Origin of the sequence: Sphingomonas sp. (assembly GCF_039595165.1) — a bacterium.
Taxonomy (GTDB): domain Bacteria; phylum Pseudomonadota; class Alphaproteobacteria; order Sphingomonadales; family Sphingomonadaceae; genus Sphingomonas.
This window is the reverse complement of the sequence record NZ_JBCNMA010000065.1, coordinates 1-17,850: the sequence shown is the minus strand read 5'-3', so window position 1 is coordinate 17,850 and position 17,850 is coordinate 1. Positions and strand designations below refer to the sequence as shown.

Annotated in this window: 15 protein-coding genes; 7 read left to right on the top strand and 8 right to left on the bottom strand. The window is 68.1% G+C overall.

Annotation, left to right across the window (positions count from 1 at the left end):
- The 4 genes from ABDV68_RS11900 to ABDV68_RS11885 form a co-directional block, all read right to left on the bottom strand.
- Positions 1–275: SDR family NAD(P)-dependent oxidoreductase (locus ABDV68_RS11900; RefSeq protein WP_343520190.1), on the bottom strand; the 275-nt coding region annotated here is incomplete at its 3' end.
- Positions 272–1,336 (bottom strand): phosphotransferase family protein, encoded by a 1,065-nt coding sequence (locus ABDV68_RS11895; RefSeq protein ID WP_343520189.1) that lies wholly within the window; start codon positions 1,334–1,336, stop codon positions 272–274. The genes ABDV68_RS11900 and ABDV68_RS11895, both read right to left, overlap by 4 nt.
- A complete protein-coding gene (locus ABDV68_RS11890) occupies positions 1,333–2,418 on the bottom strand; it encodes a Zn-dependent alcohol dehydrogenase (protein ID WP_343520188.1) in 1,086 nt (361 codons plus the stop codon). Before ABDV68_RS11890 ends, ABDV68_RS11895 begins: the two co-directional genes overlap by 4 nt.
- Before the next feature lie 81 nt (positions 2,419–2,499).
- The gene (locus ABDV68_RS11885; protein ID WP_343520187.1) at positions 2,500–3,783 is read right to left on the bottom strand and encodes an acyl-CoA dehydrogenase family protein; all 1,284 of its coding nucleotides are present in this window, start codon (positions 3,781–3,783) and stop codon (positions 2,500–2,502) included.
- Positions 3,784–3,940: 157 nt separating this feature from the next.
- Here ABDV68_RS11885 and ABDV68_RS11880 point away from each other — a divergent pair, with 157 nt between their 5' ends.
- From ABDV68_RS11880 to ABDV68_RS11865, 4 genes are all read left to right on the top strand, one after another.
- A complete protein-coding gene (locus ABDV68_RS11880) occupies positions 3,941–5,185 on the top strand; it encodes a TetR/AcrR family transcriptional regulator (RefSeq protein ID WP_343520185.1) in 1,245 nt (414 codons plus the stop codon).
- 54 nt (positions 5,186–5,239) lie between these two features.
- A complete protein-coding gene (locus ABDV68_RS11875; RefSeq protein ID WP_343520184.1) occupies positions 5,240–6,145 on the top strand; it encodes a GNAT family N-acetyltransferase in 906 nt (301 codons plus the stop codon).
- Between the two features lie 39 nt (positions 6,146–6,184).
- Positions 6,185–8,011, top strand: coding sequence for a hypothetical protein (locus ABDV68_RS11870; protein ID WP_343520183.1), 1,827 nt, complete (start codon positions 6,185–6,187; stop codon positions 8,009–8,011).
- Between the two features lie 67 nt (positions 8,012–8,078).
- A complete protein-coding gene (locus tag ABDV68_RS11865; RefSeq protein ID WP_343520182.1) occupies positions 8,079–9,149 on the top strand; it encodes an alpha/beta fold hydrolase in 1,071 nt (356 codons plus the stop codon).
- A gap of 79 nt (positions 9,150–9,228) precedes the next feature.
- Here the strand turns inward: ABDV68_RS11865 and ABDV68_RS11860 are convergent, their stop codons facing one another.
- Both ABDV68_RS11860 and ABDV68_RS11855 read right to left on the bottom strand, forming a co-directional pair.
- Complete coding sequence (locus ABDV68_RS11860; RefSeq protein ID WP_343520181.1) at positions 9,229–10,530, bottom strand: MFS transporter; 1,302 nt, start codon at positions 10,528–10,530, stop codon at positions 9,229–9,231.
- A 79-nt stretch (positions 10,531–10,609) separates the two neighbouring features.
- The gene (locus ABDV68_RS11855; protein WP_343520180.1) at positions 10,610–13,465 is read right to left on the bottom strand and encodes a TonB-dependent receptor; all 2,856 of its coding nucleotides are present in this window, start codon (positions 13,463–13,465) and stop codon (positions 10,610–10,612) included.
- Positions 13,466–13,844: 379 nt separating this feature from the next.
- Between ABDV68_RS11855 and ABDV68_RS11850 the strand changes: the two genes are divergently transcribed.
- Both ABDV68_RS11850 and ABDV68_RS11845 read left to right on the top strand, forming a co-directional pair.
- Complete coding sequence (locus tag ABDV68_RS11850) at positions 13,845–14,645, top strand: phytanoyl-CoA dioxygenase family protein (RefSeq protein WP_343520179.1); 801 nt, start codon at positions 13,845–13,847, stop codon at positions 14,643–14,645.
- Positions 14,646–14,719: 74 nt separating this feature from the next.
- Positions 14,720–15,070: an endonuclease domain-containing protein gene (locus tag ABDV68_RS11845; protein WP_343520178.1), complete on the top strand. Its 351-nt coding sequence runs from the start codon at positions 14,720–14,722 to the stop codon at positions 15,068–15,070.
- Positions 15,071–15,125: 55 nt separating this feature from the next.
- Here the strand turns inward: ABDV68_RS11845 and ABDV68_RS11840 are convergent, their stop codons facing one another.
- Positions 15,126–16,196: an acyl-CoA dehydrogenase family protein gene (locus tag ABDV68_RS11840; protein WP_343520177.1), complete on the bottom strand. Its 1,071-nt coding sequence runs from the start codon at positions 16,194–16,196 to the stop codon at positions 15,126–15,128.
- A 154-nt stretch (positions 16,197–16,350) separates the two neighbouring features.
- A complete protein-coding gene (locus ABDV68_RS11835; protein WP_343520175.1) occupies positions 16,351–17,562 on the bottom strand; it encodes an acyl-CoA dehydrogenase family protein in 1,212 nt (403 codons plus the stop codon).
- 75 nt (positions 17,563–17,637) lie between these two features.
- On the opposite strand from ABDV68_RS11835, the gene ABDV68_RS11830 reads away from it, so the two are divergent.
- On the top strand, positions 17,638–17,850 hold a 213-nt coding region (locus tag ABDV68_RS11830), incomplete at its 3' end, for a hypothetical protein (RefSeq protein WP_343520174.1).

Sequence of the window (17,850 nt, the reverse complement as noted above, 5' to 3'; positions counted from 1 at the left end):
ATGCCGGCATTGGCGAACACCACATCGAGCCCGCCGAACTCGGCCACCGCCAACTCGATCGTCGCGATCACGTCCGCCTCGCTGCCCGCGTCCATGCGGATCGCCTTGGCGGTCCCGCCTGCCTCCGCGATCAGGCGCGCGGTCTCGTCCGCGCCCTCGGTCTTGTCCGCGACGATCACGCGCCCGCCCTCGGCCGCGAACAGGATCGCCGCGGCGCGGCCGATCCCGCTGCCCGCGCCGGTGACGATGATCGACTTGCCCGCGAAGCGCATCAGCTCGCCCCCGCCTTGCGAGCGAACTCCCACGCGCTCGCCGCGAGTCCCGGCACGCGCGCCGCGGTCTCCTCGGCATGCGCGTTGCTGGCATTGCCGTCGAGCAGCCGCTTCTTGATCCCCTGGACGATGCTCATCAGCCGGAACTGGCCGAAGGCGAAATACCAGTTGAGGTCGGGAATCCCGTCGCGCCCGGTCGCGGCGCAGTAGCGCTCGACCATCGCCTCGATGGTCGGGATGCCGGTCCCCGCCCCGGCGATCCCGCCGATGCCCGATGCGCCGTTGGCCGGGATCATCCAGTTCATCAGCAGGTACGAGAAGTCCGCCATCGGGTCGCCCAGCGTCGACAGCTCCCAGTCGAGCACCGCCTTCACCCGCGGCGCTTCCATGTCGAAGATCATGTTGTCGATGCGATAATCGCCATGCACCACGCTGGTGCGCGTCTGCGGTGGCAGCGTGCGCGGAAGCCATTCGATCAGCTTCTCGACATCGGGCAGGTCGTCGGTCTGGGCGAGCCGGTACTGCTTGGTCCAGCGCCCGACCTGCCGCTCGAAATAGCTGCCCGGCTTGCCGTAATCGCCGAGCCCCGCGCGCTCGCACTGGATATTGTGAAGTTGCGCCAGCCGATCGCACATCTCGAAATAGATCGCGCCGCGCTCCTGCGGCGTCTTGTCCGGGAGCGACCCGTCCCAATAGGTCACGCCCTCGACCAGTTCCATCACGTAGAAGGCCGATCCCAAAACCGTGTCGTCCTCGCACAGCCCGAACGGCCGCGCGACCGGGAAGTCGAGCGGGTGGAGCTTGGAGATCAGGAAATATTCGCGATCCACCGCATGCGCCGAAGGCAGCAACGGCCCGAACGGCTTGCGCCGCAGCACATAGGCGCCGCTCGCAGCGTCGATGCGATAGGTCGGGTTGCTCTGCCCGCCCGGGAACTTGGCGTAGCGCAGCGGCCCCGCGAAGCCCGCGACATTGGCGTACATCCACCCGGTCAGCTTCGCGACGTCGAGGTCGCTCACCTCCTCCATCGGCTGCCCGCCGCGATGCCCCGCCGGCGCGCTCATGCGAACTCGATCACCGATCGCACGGCGTCGCCCTTGCGGAGATTGTCGAACGCGCCGTTGATGCCATCGAGCCGGATGCGCTCCGCGACCATCGTGTCGAGGTCGAGCAGCCCGTCGAGATACATCTGCACCAGCCGCGGCAGATCGATCGGGAACTGCATCGATCCGGCGAGCGACCCCTGCAGCTTCTTGCCCGTGAGGAAGGTCGGGCCGGGGATGCTCACCGACTGGCCCGGCGCGATCATGCCCAGGATCGTCGCGGTCCCCCCGCGGCGCAGCACGTGCCACGCCATCTCGGCGGTATTGGGCCGCCCGACCGCCTCGATCGCATAGTCGACCCCGCCATCGGTGAGCTTGAGCACTTGCTTGACCAGATCCTCGCTCATCGCATCGAACTCGTGCGTCGCGCCCATCTTGCGCGCCAGCGCGCGCTTCTCGGGCACCGGATCGATCGCGACGATCTTGCTCGCGCCGGCGATCTTCGCCGCGTTGACCGCCGCCAGCCCGATCCCGCCGCAGCCGATCACCGCCACCGTCTCGCCCGGGCTGACCTTGGAGTCACGGAAGATCGAGCCCGCCCCGGTCATCACCGCGCAGCCGAGCAAGGCCGCGCGGTCGAGCGGCATGTCCCTGCTGATCGCGACGCAGGCATTCTCATGAACCAGCATCTGCTCGGCGAAGGCCGAGAGGTTGAGGAAATGCGCGAGCGGCGTGCCGTCACCAAGGCGCAGCTTCGGCTCGGCATCCTTGGGTCGCCGCGTCGAGCTGTCGACGCACAGCGACGGTCGCCCCGAGACGCAGAACTCGCACGACCCGCAGAACACGGTGAAGAAGGTGATGACATGATCGCCCGGCCGCAGCCGCGTCACCTCGCTCCCCACCGCCTCGACCACGCCGGCCGCCTCGTGCCCGGGCACGGTCGGCATGACGTGCGGATAGGCGCCGTCGACGAAGTGCAGGTCCGACCGGCACACGCCGCACGCCGCGGTGCGGATCAGCACCTCGCGCGGGCCGGGCTTGTCGATCGTGACGTCGTGGATCTCGAGGGGTCGCTTCGCCTCGAACAGGACCGCTGCCTTCAAATCTTCCTCCTCCGTCACCCCAGCGAAAGCTGGGGTCTCACACCGCACGAGACCCCAGCTTTCGCTGGGGTGACGTGAAGATTAGCGCGCCGCCGCCATGTCGCCGCTCGACGGGCGATCGGCCTTGAAGTCCCCGTACTTGCCGAACTCGGCCCGCGCGATCGCGCGGTTATGGACCTCGTCCGGCCCGTCGGCAAAGCGCAGCGTGCGCATCCCCGCCCAGGCGCTGGCCAGCGGCGTGTCGCCCGACACGCCCGCGCCGCCGAACGCCTGGATCGCGTCGTCGAGGATCTGCAGCGTGATGCGCGGGCCCATTGCCTTGATCATCGCGATCTCGCCCTGCGCCGACTTGTTGCCCGCCTTGTCCATCATGTCCGCGGCCTTGAGGCACAGCAGGCGCATCATCTCGAGATTCGAGCGCGCCTCGGCCACCCGCTGCTCCCAGATCGAATGATCGGCGATGCGCTTGCCGAACGCGACGCGGCTGACCAGCCGCTTGCACATCAGCTCGAGCGCCATCTCGGCGACCCCGATCGAGCGCATGCAGTGATGGATGCGCCCCGGCCCGAGGCGCCCCTGCGCGATCTCGAACCCGCGTCCCTCGCCGAGCAGCAGGTTGTCGACCGGCACGCGGACATTCTCCAGCACCACCTCGCCATGGCCATGCGGCGCGTGATCATACCCGAAAACCGAAAGCATCCGCTCGACCCTGACACCGGGCGCGTCCATCGGCACCAGGATCTGGCTCTGCTGGGCATGGCGCGAGGCGTCGGGGTTGGTCTTGCCCATCACGATCGCCACGGCACAGCGCGGGTCGCCCACCCCCGACGACCACCATTTGCGGCCGTTGATGACGTAATGGTCGCCGTCGCGAACCATCGAGGTCTGGATGTTGGTCGCATCCGACGAGGCGACGTCCGGCTCGGTCATCAGGAACGCCGAGCGGATCTCGCCGTCCATCAGGGGCTTCAGCCAGCGGTCCTTCTGCGCGCGCGTGCCATAGCGGTGCAGCACCTCCATGTTGCCGGTGTCGGGGGCCGAGCAGTTGAACACCTCGCTCGCCCAGCCGGCGCGCCCCATCTCTTCGGCGCACAGCGCATATTCGAGGTTGCTGAGCTGAGTCCCCTCGAACTCGAATGTATCGTCGACATGGTGCTGCCCGGAATGCGGCGGCATGAAGAAGTTCCACAGCCCCTGCGCCCTGGCGACCTGCTTCAGCTCCTCGATCACCGGCAGCACCTTCCAGCGTTCGCCCTCGCGCTCCTGGCGGTGGTAATCCGCGTCGCGCGGGGCGATGTGCTGGTCGATGAAGTTCTTCACGCGGTCGCGGAAATAGGTCTCGCGCTCGGTCAGCGTGAAGTCCATGAATCCTCTCCTCCGAAATCCCGTTTCGAATCGAATACGCCATACCCGATTTTCGGTAAAGTGGGACGCGTCCCATTTTTCCGCCGCGTAATCCCGCCCGTTAGCCCCTACCCGCTTTAGGACTGTTCCTTCGAATCAAAGCTGCTAATCTGGTTCGATGGAAGTCGACGAGGGGCTCCCCGCCGAGGCGCGGGGCGAGACGAAACGGTTCAAGGCAAAGCGCGACGCGATCCTCGCGGCGGCGGCCGACGTGATCAACGAGCAGAGCGCGAAGGGCATGACCTTCGCGGACGTCGCGCAGCGCGTCGGGCTCAACACCACCAGCGTCACCTATTATTTCAAGCGCAAGGAAGACCTTGCCGCCGCCTGCTTCGACGCGACGCTCGACCGGCTCGACGAGATGCTCGAGGAGGCGCACCGCGAGGCCACGCCCGAGGCGCGCGTGGCGCGCTACCTCGCGATCAATATGGAGCGGCTCGCGCGGATCGAGCGCGGCGAGGAAAAGGCGTTCGCGATCCTCTCCGACCTGCGCGCGATGGAAGGCGAGGTGCGCCAGCAGCTGATGGCGCGCTGGCAGCAGGTGTTCCGCCGCACCCGCGCGCTGTGGGGCGAAGGCGGCACGCGCGCCGAAACCGATCTGCACGGCGCCCGCGCGCATGTGCTGCTCGAAAACACCTTCTGGCTGCCCGCCTGGCTGGTCCGCTACGAGCTCGACGAATATCCGCGGGTCGAGGCGCGGCTGATGGACGTGTTCCGCCACGGCATCGCCGCCGAGGGCGCGGCGTGGCAGCCGGCAATGCTCGACCTCGAGCATGACGAGGCCGAGCCGGGGCGCGAGGCGTTCCTGCTCGCCGCCACCCGGCTGATCAACGAACTCGGCTATCGCGGCGCCTCGGTGCAGAAGATCGCGAGCGAGCTCAACGTCACCAAGGGCAGCTTCTACCACCATCTCGACGCCAAGGACGAGCTGGTGATCGAATGCTACAAGCGGAGCTTCGACATCATCGCCGAAGCGCAGCGCGTCGCCGAGGAAGGGCCGGGCGATCATTGGCACAAGCTCGTCAGCATCATCGCCACCCTGCTCGACGTGCAATTCTCCGAGCGGGGCCCGTTGCTGCGCACCACTGCGCTCTCCGGCCTCCCGCCGCGCGTGCGCACCGCGATGGTCGACCGCTCCAACCGCATCGCGCGGCGCTATGCCGGCATGCTCTCCGACGGCATCGCCGAGGGCTCGATCCGCGCGATCGACCCGCTCGTCGCCAGCCAGACGATGATGGCGCTGCAGAACGCCGCATTCGACATGCGCAAATGGGCCGGCACCATGCCGCGCGACAAGGCGGTGGCGTTCTACGCCTCGACCATCGTGTTCGGCCTGTTCGACGATCGCGTGCTGGAGTCCTGATCTTACATCGCCGGGGCGGATGACGGCGCGCCGCGATCTTGTTAGGCGGTGGCGATGTCTGCCGATTACCTGCCCGACGCCACCTGGTCCGCCGCGATCGACGGCGACCTCGCCGTCACCGGAACCGAAGACCCCGCCTCGCCCGTCCTCGCCGACTTCTTCGCCGGCTATGACCGCGCCTTCGTGCTGCCCGACGAGCGCGAGGAACTTGAGGGCTTCCGCGAATGCCTCGCCGCCAATCGCGGCGCGCCGCTGCGCTTCGGCCGCCGCCACCGCGAGCTGGTGATCGTGCTGCGCGACGCCGCCGGCGGCGCGGCGCTGGGCGGCGCCAATTTCCTCGCCACCGACATGGGTGCGCGGCCCCGCCAGCCGCACGTCTCGGTCGCGCTCAACTATCTCTATGTCGACCAGCAGGTGCGCGGGCGCGGGCTCGCGCGCAAGCTGGTGGCGGCGGTGGCGCAGCTCGCGCAGCGTGCGGCGGGTCGTCCCGAGGACGAGATGCCCGCGATCTTCATCGAGCAGAACGACCCGTTCCGCCTGACCGCCGACGAATATGCCGCCGACACCGCGCATTCGGGGCTCGACCAGGTCGACCGGCTGGCGATCTGGGCCAGGCTCGGCGCGCGCGCGGTCGACTTCCCCTATGTCCAGCCCGCACTGAGCGCGAGCCAGGGCAGCGACGACGGGCTGCTCTACGCGGCGCTCGCCTATCCCGGCGACGCGGTCCCCGCCGCCTTCCTGCACGATCATCTCCAGAGCTTCTTCGGCGTCTCGGTGCTCAAGGGCGGCGATCCCGCCGCGGAGCCCGTCGCGGGGGCGCAGCTCGCCGAGCTTGCTGAGCTGGCCCGGGCCGGGAAGGACGTCGCCTTGCTCGACCTGATGGCCCCGCTGGCGCGGCTCGAACGAGGTAAGCCATTGCCTCCGGCGCGGTCGATGTTGGCGTTTGCCAAACAAGCGTGATCGCCCCTACCCTGGCCGCCGGGGCCAATGGGGGGACGGATGGAGTCGCCGCACGAGACGTCGCGCAGCCGCGGCGGGACTGAGATCTCGAAGGACAGGACTCTCCACTGGACCTTGTCCTTCTACATCCCGGCCGATCGCCTGCTCACGGGCGCGGAGGACGCGGCGATCCCGCTGGGCGAGCGGATCGCCGCCGCGCCCGTCAGCAAGCCGACGCGCATCCTGCGTGATGCGATCGAGCCGCTGTTCAACGACATCGCCGACCGCTCGCGCCTGGGCAAGGTCGAGGACCGGCTGTTCGCCGGGTGCAAGGCCGAGCGGCTGGTGTTCATCATGCCCGCCACCGTGCGATGGACCACCGAGGGCAGGACGTTCGTCTTCGCGGTCCCGCCCGGGCATCGCGAGCGCAAGGTCGGGCTGCGCAGCTTCTGGTACGCGCACAGCAACGGCGCGCTGTCCTGGCACCTGAGCTTCGCCGCGCATTACGGCCCGGATCTCGACCGCGATCTCGCGGCGAAGACGCCGTCGACCTATTATTTCCTCTCGCTGCTCCAGAAGCTCGCCTGGCCCAAGGAATTCCGCATGGACGATGCCGATGGCGGCACGATCCACCGGCTGGTGGGCATGGGCGTACGCCGCCGCACCGAGGCGGACGCCCGGCCCTTCTGGGATTTCGTGCGCGAGCGTTTCGCGCAGGACTGGCAGTGCATCGCCGGCGTTCACCCGCTGGCGCGCGACGGCGCCGGGTTCGACGATCTCGTGCGCAGCCCGCCCTCGATGGAGGTGCCGGGCCTCAAATGCCCCGAGAGCCGCTCGATGTTCTTCATCCGCGATCACCACATGCTCTCGCTGATCCAGCCCAAGGATTCGTCCGGCGCGATCGAGAGCCGCCGCCGGCGGGTGACCGACGAGCAGTTCGACGGCTATCCCGAGCTGGTGAGCAGGCAGCGCCGCCGCGGCGCGCGGCGGATCGAGCTGGGCGCGACGTACTGGGACGAGGTGCTCGGCCAGACCGACCCGGCCGGCTGCCCGACCGATGCGCGCGACCGCCTCGCCTATCTGTTCCTCGCCGGCTTCAACCAGAACATCATCGATTTCACCAACCAGGAGGCGTCCGAAGTCCTCGACAGCCTCGATCCGATCTACCCCAATTCGGAGAGCCAGGAGCAGGAGGGGTTCTTCGTCCGCTACGCCAACCCGCGCGCGATGATCACCTATGTCTCGCGCTCGCGCACGCTCGAGGTGGGCAACGACCATGTCGGCACCTGCCCCTACGCGCTGCTGATCCACGCGCTGTCGATGCACAACGAGGCGCTGACTCGCGCGCAGGAGGAGAGCACCTTCGCCGCGATCGACGCGATCACCCGCGAGGTCGCCTGCGGCCGCGCCGCACCCTCGGGGCGGCACGCCCATTTCGAGCAGGCCGAGCGGCTGATCAACGAGACCCGCATCGCCGCCTTCCACGTCTATGAGCGCCATCGCTACGCCAACCCGTTCCGCTACGACACCGAGCGCGACGTGTTCGACGAGCTCGAGCGGCTGCGCGGCACCTCGCGCCTCAAGCTCGCCTATGAGGCCGCGCTGGGCTCGCTCGAGGAGCAGATCCGCGACCTCGACCGGATGCGCCAGGCGGCCGAGGACGCACATGTCCAGAAGCAGGACCGCAAGGTCGCCGCATTGCTCGGCACGCTCGGCATCTTCGGCGTGATCCAGGTCGCCTTCCAGGTCGACCAGTTCGCGCGCGCGCCCCAGCCGTCCGAGCCGTGGCTGAAGCTGGTGCTCAGCCTCGCTTATTGTGGCATCCCGATCCTGATCGCGCTGCTCGTCCTCTTCTATTCCCGACGATCGTCGCCGCCCCCGCGCTGACGGGGGTTGACGGGCGCGCCCGCCGCGGCGAGCGTGCCGCATTCCCCTCACATCGGAAAAAGCGACAATGCGTCCAACCGCCGGTCTCTGCGCAGCCATGGTGCTCCTCGGTTCGCTTCAGCCAGCCTTCGCGCAGAAGCCCGCCGGCCTGCCCTGGAGCGCGCCCGCGACCACGCAGGTCGTGACCGAGGCGCGCCGCTTCACCAGCGGCGACGCGACGCTGGCCGGCACGCTCTATCTGCCCGCGCGGCGCAAGCCGGTGGCGGCGGTGGTGGTGACGCACAGCGCCTCGTCGCCGCTGGGGGACGCGTCGCTCTACGACCATCTCAAGACCGCGCTGCCCGCGCTCGGCATCGCCGTGTTCACCTATGACCGGCGCGGTTCGGGCCGATCGGGCACCAAGACCGCCGGCGGCGACTTCACCGTGCTGGCCGACGACGCGATCGCGGCGGTCAAGAGCCTGCAGGCCGATCCGCGCATCGACCCGAAGCGCATCGGCACCTGGGGCCTCAGCCAGGGCGGCTGGATTTCGCCGCTCGCCGCATCGCGCAGCCCCGACATCGCCTTCGTCATCGCGGTGGCTGGCCCGGTCGTCACCGCCGACGTCCAGATGCTGTTCTCCTCGACCAACCACCTGCGCGCCAACGGCCATTCGCGGGCCGAGATCGACCAGATGGTCGCGACGCGCAAGGCCGTCGACGATTACATGCGCGGCACCGGCACCAGGGAGGCAGCGCAGCAGCGCATCGACGCCGCCAAGACCCAGCCCTGGTTCAAATACACCTATATGGGCGAGACGGTGCGCGACCGCGAGGTCTCGCAGTGGCGCCGGGAGATCGAGAACGACCCGCTGGCCAACCTGACCAAGGTCCGCGTGCCGCTGCTCGTCCTATACGGCGCCAATGACGCGGTGGTGCCGGTCGCCGTTTCAGTCGAGCGGCTCAAGACCGTCGCCGCGCGCATGCCCAGGATGCGGGTGCACGTCGTCGCCGGCGCCGACCACGCGATGCAGGTGTCGGTCGACGAGAAGACTTCGCTCGACCCCAAGAACGACGGCACCGAGCAGGCGGACTCACCCGAATATATCGCCGTGCTGTCGAGCTGGCTCGCCGCTCAGGGGCTGACAGAGGCGCCGTAGACCGGATCGACATTTGGATTTTCCGTCACCCCGGCCTCGTGCCGGGGTGACGGAGGGTAGTCAGGCGGAAGCGCAAACATCAATGCGCCTGCACCGCCCCGCGCTTGAGCCACACCCCGGCGCGCCAGTAATGGAACAGCGCCCAGGGCGTCGCCGCGGCGAAGCTCAGCATCGCCCAGCGCAGCGACTGCGCATCGCCCAGCGACGGCTTGAGCGCGTCGGAGATCACCCCGATCAGCGTCGGTCCCAGTCCCAGCCCGATCAGGTTGATCACCAGCAAGGTCACCGCCGCCCACAGCGCACGCATCCGCAGCGGCGCGAGCCCCTGGATCAGCGCGAAGGTCGGGCCGAGATAGGAGTTCACCAGGATCAGCGACGCCCAGTAGATCGGCACCGCGATCCACGGGTCGCTCGACGCGAAGAACAGGAAGGACAACGGCAGCCCGACTCCCTTCATCGCCAGCACCAGCCAGGCCTGGCTGTGCAGCCCCCAGCGCTCCGCCGCCTTGTTGGCGAGCCAGCCGCCGAGCACCGCCGAGAGCGTGCCGCAGATCGCGCCCACCGGCGCGACGATCGAGGCGATCTGGAGCTTGTCGAGCCCGATCGTGCGAATGAGGAAGCTCGGCCCGAACGCGGTATGGCCGTATCCGATCAGCGAGGTGATCGTGACTCCCATCACCAGGTGCACCGCCGCGCGGTCGGCGAACAGCGAGCGGAAGCCCTCGCCGAACCGCGGCATCTCGCCATGGGCAGCGTGCGCATGTTGCGGGTCCGACAGCCCGCGCCGCGGCTCGACCACGAACAGCTTGATGATCGCCGCGAGCAGGATGCCGGGGATGCCGACCGCGAACATCGCCACGCGCCAGCCGAAGAAATGCGCCAGCGTGCCGCCGATCATCGTCCCGCCCGCCGCGCCGAGCACCACGCCGAGCGAGTAGATGCCCATCGCCCCCGCGCGCTTTTCGGGCGGGTAGAGGTCGGCGATGATCGAGTGGCTGGGCGGGCTCGATCCCGCCTCGCCAATGCCGACTCCGATCCGCGCGAGCAGCAATTGCACGAAGTTCTGCGCGAGCCCGCAAACCGCGGTCATCGCGCTCCACAGCGCGAGGGCGATGCCGATGATGTTGACCCGGTTGCCGCGATCGGCCCAGCGCGCCACCGGCAGCCCCAGCGTCGCGTAGAAGATCGCGAAGGCGAAGCCGGCGAGCAGCCCCAGCTGGGTGTCGGAGAGCAGCAGCTCGCGGCGGATATCCTCCTGCAGGATCGCAAGGATCTGCCGGTCCATATAGCTGAAGAAATAGGCGGCGGTGAGCAGCGCCAGCGTCGCGCCGCGCCGCTTGAGGGCGACCTCGTCGGCACGGGCAGCTAACGGGGTCGTCATACGCACCTCATACTCGGGCAAGGAAAGGGCGGGCTCACGGGCATCCCCGCAACCCCGCCCTCGGATCGGACGCTGGCCGTCAGAATTTCACGCGGCCGGTGATGCCGTAGGTCCGCGGTTCGGCCAGGAATTGCGAGAAGATCTGGCGCCCGCCCGGGAATTGCGGGTCGACGAACGGCGCGAAGGTGAAGCCAGCGGCATAGGGCGGCGTGGTCGATCCGCCCGCCTGGAAGGGCGAGTTGAACGCCACCTGGGCGTATTTCTCGTTGAAGATGTTCTGCGCCCAGAACTCGATCGCCCATTTCTCCCCCGGCCCGCGGATGCCGACGCGGCCGTTGAACACCGCGTAGGAATCCTGCTCCTTCTGCGGGAACAGGTCCGACCCGGTGTTGAAGTCGCCGGTCATGCGCGTGTCGAGGTAGAACAGCCCCGACAGCCCGCTCGACCCCAGCTCCGGCGTCCACGCCACCGACGCGGTGGTGACGACCTCCGGCGCGTTCGAGAGGTTGTCCCCCGGCAGCATGCGCAGCGCCGGGTTGAGCGGCGCGCCGCTGTCGTTGCCGACCAGGTTGTCGCGATAGCGGGTGTCGGCATAGGTCAGGCCGAGATTGACCGTCAGGAACCGCGCGGGGCTGATCGACGCCTCCACCTCGACGCCGGTCGAGGTCACGCCATAGGTGACGTCGTCCTTGGCGCACGCGCCGGTGCCGAGCGCCGGGTTGTAGTTGAACGCCGCGCCCGGCGCGATCACCGGGTTGAGGAAGTTGGCCGAGCCCGGGAAGAAGCTCTGGTCGCGGTCGGCCCCGCCCAGGTCCGCCGAACAGCCGTTGACGTTCTGCACGATGAACACGGTACCGTCGAAGGTGTTGAGCTGGAAGTTCTTGAACTGCTGGCGGAACGCCGCGACGCTCAGCGCGAACGGCCCCTTCGAGTATTTGGCGCCGATCTCGAACGCGTCGACGATCTCGGGGTCGAACTGGAGGTTGCCGACCAGCGCCTGCGCGCCGCCCATGCTGGCGAAGGACTGCGCCGGCGCCTTGAGCGCCGAGCGGTCGAGGTTGAACCCGCCCGCCTTGTAGCCGCGCGAATAGCTCGCATAGACCAGCAGCTCGTCGACCGGCTTCCACGAGAGCACCGCGGTGCCGGTGAACTCGTCCTCGTTGCGTTCGTCCTCGATCGACACGCCGTTGAGCTCGGAGGTCGAGTTGCCCTGGCACGACAAATTGAGGATCGACTGCGACACCGCGAACAGCGCGGTGTTGAACGCCGGGCTGTTGGGATTGACGAACGCCCCGACCAGCCCCTGGTTGGCGACGCAGGCGGTGTTGTTGTTGCCGAAGGTCGCGTTGAACTTCTTGCGCTCGTTGGTGTAGCGCACGCCCAGCGTGACATCGACCGTCGGGGTCACGTGGAAGATGTTGTGGGTGAACAGCGCCCAGTTGCGGCTGTTCTGTTCATAGACGTCGAGCGTCGTCCCGCGGTCGTTGATGCTGTCGAGATTGGCGAACGCCTGATAGATCAGCGGCGAGGCCGCGCCGAACAGCGGCGGCTGCGCGGCGAGGCAAGCGGGCGAGGTCGGCGAGTAGAGCGCGGAAAGACCGCCCGGCGAGACGATGCGGCAGGTCGCGAACCGGCCATATTGGTTGCCGAACTTGAGGTTGTCGGTCGCGGTCAGGTCCTCGTTGGCGTAATAGGCGCCGACCAGCCAGTCGAGCTTGTCGCCGAACGCCGTGCCCTGCAGCCGCAGCTCCTGGCTGAACGTCTTGAACTCGCGGCCCGAATTGCCGTCGTCGGCGCGATAGAGGATGTCGACCGTGCTGTAGTCGGTGTCCGATCCCTGGCTGCTCGAATAGTTGCGATAGCCGGTGATCGAGGTCAGCGTCGCGCCGCCCAGGTTCCAGTCGATCTGGAGCGAGGCGCCCCAATCCTCGGTCTCGCCGCCATAGGTGCGGCCGGGCGTCACCGACAGCTCGCGCGACCAGCCGGCGTGCAGCGCGGCGGGGTTCTGCCCCAGCGCGGTCATCACGTTGATGATGTTGTTGCCCGAATCGTTGGTGCGCCCGGGCACCGCGCCCGGCTGTTGCAGCGGGATCGCGGGATTGTTGAGGTTGCCGATATAGGGGTTGACGCTGTTGTCGACATAGGTGGCGCCGCAGCACGCCTCGTCGCGCTTGGTATAGTCGCCGATGATGCGGATGCTGATGTCGCTCGACGGCTCGTAGAGCAGCTGGCCGCGCACGAACAGGCGGTCGCGGTCGTTGACCGTCGTGTCGTTGGCGGCGTCGTTGTAATAGCCGTCGCGCTTCACATAGACGCCGTCGATCCGCGCCGCGAAGTCGCCGCCGAGCGGGAGGTTGACGTTGCCGGACAGCCGCCACAGGTCGTAATTGCCATAGGTGACCTCGGCGCCGGCGGAGAAGCCCGCGAAGGACGGCGCCTTGGAGACGATGCTGATCAGGCCGGCCGAGGCGTTGCGCCCGAACAGCGTGCCCTGCGGCCCGCGCAGCACCTCGATCCGCTCGATCTCGCCGAGCTCGCTGAGGCCGATGCCCGAACGCGAGCGGTAGACGCCGTCGATGAACACCGCGACCGAGCTTTCGAGGCCGGGATTGTCGCCCACCGTGCCGATGCCGCGGATGCGCGCCGAGCCGTTCGCCTCGGACCCGGTGGAGGAGACGAGCAGCGAGGGCGCGACCTGGTTGAGCTGGCGGATATCGCTCGCGCCCGTGAGCTCGAGCGCCTCGGCGGTCACTGCCGACACCGCCAGCGGCACGTCGGCGAGCTGCTGCGCGCGGCCCTGCGCGGTGATCACGATCTCGTTGGTGGTCTCGGCCGGCGGCGGCGTCTCGTCCGCCTGCTGCGCATGCGCCGGCGCCGCGATCGACATCATCAACGCCGGGACCGCAGCCGCGGTCAGATAGCGATACCGCTTCATATCATCCACTCCCCTTCTCTGGCCGGAGCGCCTTGCGGCTCCATACCCTAAACTCGAATAGATCGAATCTCGTGCCGTCGGTCAAGAGATCAAAACCGTTGCAAATTGCCACTTACCCTAGCGTGAAATCGGGCCGCAACGTACGCGCGGAGGAGTTCAGGGTATGGTGAACGATGCTTCGAAACCGGAGATATCTCGAGATTGCCACGGCGTCGGCTTGCGAGCGCCGGGCGCGACGTCTAACTTGCCCGCGCCATGACGATCCTGATCTTCAACCGCGCGGCTGCGTTCCCGCTCGTCTGAGCGGCCCGCGAGCGACGGCTCGCGCCGCGGCGCCCCGGCGCCGCCCGACCACCCGCAACATCGATTGGAGACCATCATGGGTCACGAACCTTCGCGCGCGCTGAGCGCCGCGCAAATCGACGCCTTCATTGCCGACGGCTTCGTCCGCATCGACGACGCCTTCCCCGCCGCCATCGCCGAGGCCGCGCGCGCCATCCTGTGGCGCGACACCGGCTGCGACCCGCACGACCGCTCGACCTGGACGCGGCCGGTGGTGCGGCTCGGCCATTATGCCCGGTCCCCGTTCCGCGAGGCGGCGAACATGCCGCGGCTCCACGCCGCGTTCGACCAGCTCGTCGGCCCCGGCCGCTGGCTGCCCCAGGGCGCGCTCGGCACCTTCCCCGTGCGCTTCCCCTCGGACGCGGACCCCGGCGACGCCGGCTGGCATATCGACGTCAGCTTCGGCGACAGCGCAGACTTCATGGAGTGGCGCGCCAACGTCTTCAGCAAGGGCCGCGCGCTGCTGATGCTGTTCCTGTTCTCCGATGTCGGCCAGGACGACGCCCCGACGCGCATCCGCGCGGGATCGCACATCGACATCGCCCGCCAGCTGGCGCCCGCCGGAGAGGAGGGGCTTACGCTGCGCGAACTCGCCGCCGACGGTTTCGCGGGCTCGGCGCACCGGCGCGAGGTGCTGGCGGCCGGCAAGGCGGGCACCGTCTATCTCTGCCACCCCTTCCTGGTCCATTCGGCTCAGCCGCACCGCGGGGCGGAGCCGCGCTTCATGGCGCAACCGCCGCTATTGCCGAGGGAGCCGTTGCGGCTGGATCGAACGGATGAGGATCATTCGCCGGTCGAGCGAGCGATCAGGGCGGCGATTGGAGGTATCCGTAGCTGAGGCCGCTTCTTCTAGCCCTCTCCCGCTTGCGGGAGAGGGTTGGGTGAGGGCCTTCTTTCTTCTACCGTACCCCAATGCCCCCGGTTCGCCGCCAGATCAGCCCGCATGCCGCTAAACTGAGGCGTGACCGGACAGACGCCGAAGACCGCTTTTGGCAAGCGGTGCGAAATCGGCAGCTCGACGGCTTCAAGTTCCGGTTTCAGCACTCGCTTTGGCCATACGTTGCCGACTTTGCATGTCTCGAAGCGATGCTGATCGTCGAGCTTGATGGTGGGCAGCACAGCGAGACGAAGGACGCGCGGCGAACCGCGTTCCTCGAAGCGAAAGGCTTCCACGTCCTGCGCTTCTGGAATCACGAAGTGCTGGACAATCTCGACGGCGTTCTCGCGGTGGTTGCTGCCGCGCTCGCGGCGCCGCGCAAGTAGCAAAGAAGAAGAACCCTCACCCAACCCTCTCCCGCAAGCGGGAGAGGGCTAGAGTTCAGAACCCGCCCACTCTCGCGAACCGGTCCCGGTGATACGCCGCATTCCCCCACATCTGCTCGAGCACGCGCATGCGCTTGAGATAGAAGCCCGCGTCGTACTCGTCGGTCATGCCGATGCCGCCGTGCAGCTGGATCAGCTCGCGGCTCATCAGGTGGCCGACCTCGTTGGCCTTGCCCTTGGCCAGCGACGCCGCCTGCCGGGTGTCGCCGCCCCCATCGATCGCCGCGAGCCCCGCCTCGACCGCCGAGCGCATCAGCTCGATCTCGCTGTAGAGATTGGCCATGCGGTGCTGAAGCGCCTGGAAGGTCGCCAGCACCTGCCCGAACTGCACGCGCTGCTTGAGATAGGCGAGCGTCGTGTCGAACGCCTGTCCGGCCATGCCGAGCATCTCCGCCGCAGCAAGCACCGCCGCGCGATCGAGCACCGCGTCGAGCAGCTTGTCACCGCCGCCGGCCAGCCGATCCGCCGCCACGCCCTCGAACACCACCTGCGCATGGCTGCGGAAATCGGCGAGATGCCGGCGCGACACGGCGACGCCCTCGCCCGCTTCGACCAGGTACAGTCCGTCCGTGGCCGCGACCACGAACAGCCCGGCGCTGTCGCCTTCCGCCACGAACGCCTTGGCGCCGCTGAGCCTGCCACCCTCGACCTTCGCCGCGATCGCCGAGGGATCGTGGCGCGGCCCCTCGTCCACCGCCAGCGTCGCGACCAGCTCGCCGCTCGCGATGCGCGGCAGCCACCTGGTCTTCTGATCCTCGCTTCCGCCGAGCAGGATCGCCGAGGCAGCCGCCGCCGACGCCGCGAGCGGGCTCGCCGTCAGCGTCTTGCCCAGCTCCTCGATCACCAGCCCCAGGCTCAGCCAGCCGAAGTCGCTGCCGCCCTGCGCCTCGGGGATGATGATCCCGGTCCAGCCCATCTCGGCCATCTTGCCCCAGGCGCCGGCGTCGTAACCCGCCGCCTCATTCGCATCGCGCACCTTGCGCCATGCGCTCACCGGGCTCTCATTCCCCGCCCACTCGCGCGCCATGTCGCGCAGCATCGTCTGTTCTTCGGTCAGAACGGCCATCTTCTCTCTCCCATTCCTCCCCCGGAGGGGGAGGGGGACCAGCGCAGCTGGTGGAGGGGTAGTCTCCACGAGCGGGCCGGTCAGCTTGGGGCTACCTACCCCTCCACCACCGCTTCGCGGCGGTCCCCCTCCCCCTCCGGGGGAGGAGTGTCAGCTATTGATGATCCAGCATCCCCAGAATCCGCTTGGCGATGACGTTGTTCTGGATCTCGGTCGATCCGCCATAGATCGTCGTCGCCTTGCCGAAGAGCCACGCGCGCGTGCCCTTGAGCTGCGCCTCGCTGAAGCCCTCGCCTTCCCAGCCGAGCCCTTCATGCCCCTGGATCTCGATCAGCAACTCGGCGCGCTCCTGTCCGAGCTTGGTGCCCACCGTCTTGAGGATCGACGAGACCTCGGACACGCCGCCCACCGCCTTGCTCTCGGCCTGCACCCGCATCGCGGTGAGCAGGAAGGCGCGCCAGTCCATCTCCCATTTGGCGATGCGCGCCCGCAGGTCGGGATCGGCGACGCGGCCCTGCTCGTCCGCCCCGACATATTTCTTCGCGACATCCGCCAGCGACGGCCCGCTCGGCATCAGCCGCGATCCGCCGCCCGACAGGTTGGTCCGCTCGTGCTGGAGCAGGCGCTTGCCGATCGTCCAGCCCTGCCCCTCCTCGCCGACGCGGTTTTCCTTGGGCACCTTCACATCGGTGAAGAAGGTCTCGCAGAAGGGCGACATGCCGCTGATCATCTGGATCGGCTTCACCTCGACCCCGGGCGAGTCCATGTCGATCAGCAGGAAGGTGATGCCGCCCTGCTTCTGTGTCTTGTCGGTGCGCACGATGGCGAAGCATTTGTCCGCCCATTGCCCGCCGCTGGTCCAGGTCTTCTGGCCGTTGACGACATAATGGTCGCCGCGGTCCTCCGCGAAACATTGCAGGTTGGCGAGGTCCGATCCGGCATTGGGCTCCGAATAGCCCTGGCACCAGCGCACCTCGCCGCGCGCGATCGCCGGGATATGCTCGCGCTTCTGCGCCTCGTTGCCATATTCGAGGAGCGTCGGGCCGAACATCATCACGCCCATGCCCCCGATCGGGTTCCACGCGCCGATCTTGGCCATCTCCTCGGCCAGCACCTTGGCCTCGGCTCGGCTGAGCCCGCCGCCGCCATATTCGCGCGGCCAGGTCGGCACGCCCCAGCCCTTCGCGCCCATCGCTTCGCGCCACGCTTTCTGATCGGGCGTCTCCTCGGTCGGCCCCTCGACCGCCGACAGGGCATTGTCCTTGCCCTTGAGCGAGGCGGGGAAATTCGCTGCGAGCCATTCGCGCACTTCGGCGCGGAATGCGTCGATCCCGCTTTCGGTCGCCGGTTCAGCCAGGGTTGCCATTCTTATCCTCTCCACTCCGATCCGCGGACGCGCGGCCTGGCGCAAAAGCCAACTTCGTCCACGACATGTTCCACTTTGACCGTTTTCATCCCGCTGCCGGGAATCACCGGAAATCAGGATTTAGAATTTGCGGTATGGTCCGGCACGCGTCAAGTCGCGTTTCGCGAGGGGCCGCGATCCGGCGAGATGCGGCGGCGTCATTCCAAGCAAATCCTTCCCCTGGCGGGGGAGGATTGGAACCGCATGCCGATCGGGCTAGAAGCCCCTCCAAAAGGGGATCCCATGCGC

What these genes read in the sequence shown, in the direction of transcription:
- ABDV68_RS11895 (WP_343520189.1), bottom strand. Translation starts at nt 1,336, where the DNA reads ATGAGCGCGCCGGCGGGGCATCGCGGCGGGCAGCCGATGGAGGAGGTG.
- ABDV68_RS11885 (WP_343520187.1), bottom strand. Translation starts at nt 3,783, where the DNA reads ATGGACTTCACGCTGACCGAGCGCGAGACCTATTTCCGCGACCGCGTG.
- ABDV68_RS11880 (WP_343520185.1), top strand. Translation starts at nt 3,941, where the DNA reads ATGGAAGTCGACGAGGGGCTCCCCGCCGAGGCGCGGGGCGAGACGAAA.
- ABDV68_RS11875 (WP_343520184.1), top strand. Translation starts at nt 5,240, where the DNA reads ATGTCTGCCGATTACCTGCCCGACGCCACCTGGTCCGCCGCGATCGAC.
- ABDV68_RS11870 (WP_343520183.1), top strand. Translation starts at nt 6,185, where the DNA reads ATGGAGTCGCCGCACGAGACGTCGCGCAGCCGCGGCGGGACTGAGATC.
- ABDV68_RS11865 (WP_343520182.1), top strand. Translation starts at nt 8,079, where the DNA reads ATGCGTCCAACCGCCGGTCTCTGCGCAGCCATGGTGCTCCTCGGTTCG.
- ABDV68_RS11860 (WP_343520181.1), bottom strand. Translation starts at nt 10,530, where the DNA reads ATGACGACCCCGTTAGCTGCCCGTGCCGACGAGGTCGCCCTCAAGCGG.
- ABDV68_RS11855 (WP_343520180.1), bottom strand. Translation starts at nt 13,465, where the DNA reads ATGAAGCGGTATCGCTATCTGACCGCGGCTGCGGTCCCGGCGTTGATG.
- ABDV68_RS11850 (WP_343520179.1), top strand. Translation starts at nt 13,845, where the DNA reads ATGGGTCACGAACCTTCGCGCGCGCTGAGCGCCGCGCAAATCGACGCC.
- ABDV68_RS11845 (WP_343520178.1), top strand. Translation starts at nt 14,720, where the DNA reads ATGCCCCCGGTTCGCCGCCAGATCAGCCCGCATGCCGCTAAACTGAGG.
- ABDV68_RS11840 (WP_343520177.1), bottom strand. Translation starts at nt 16,196, where the DNA reads ATGGCCGTTCTGACCGAAGAACAGACGATGCTGCGCGACATGGCGCGC.
- ABDV68_RS11835 (WP_343520175.1), bottom strand. Translation starts at nt 17,562, where the DNA reads ATGGCAACCCTGGCTGAACCGGCGACCGAAAGCGGGATCGACGCATTC.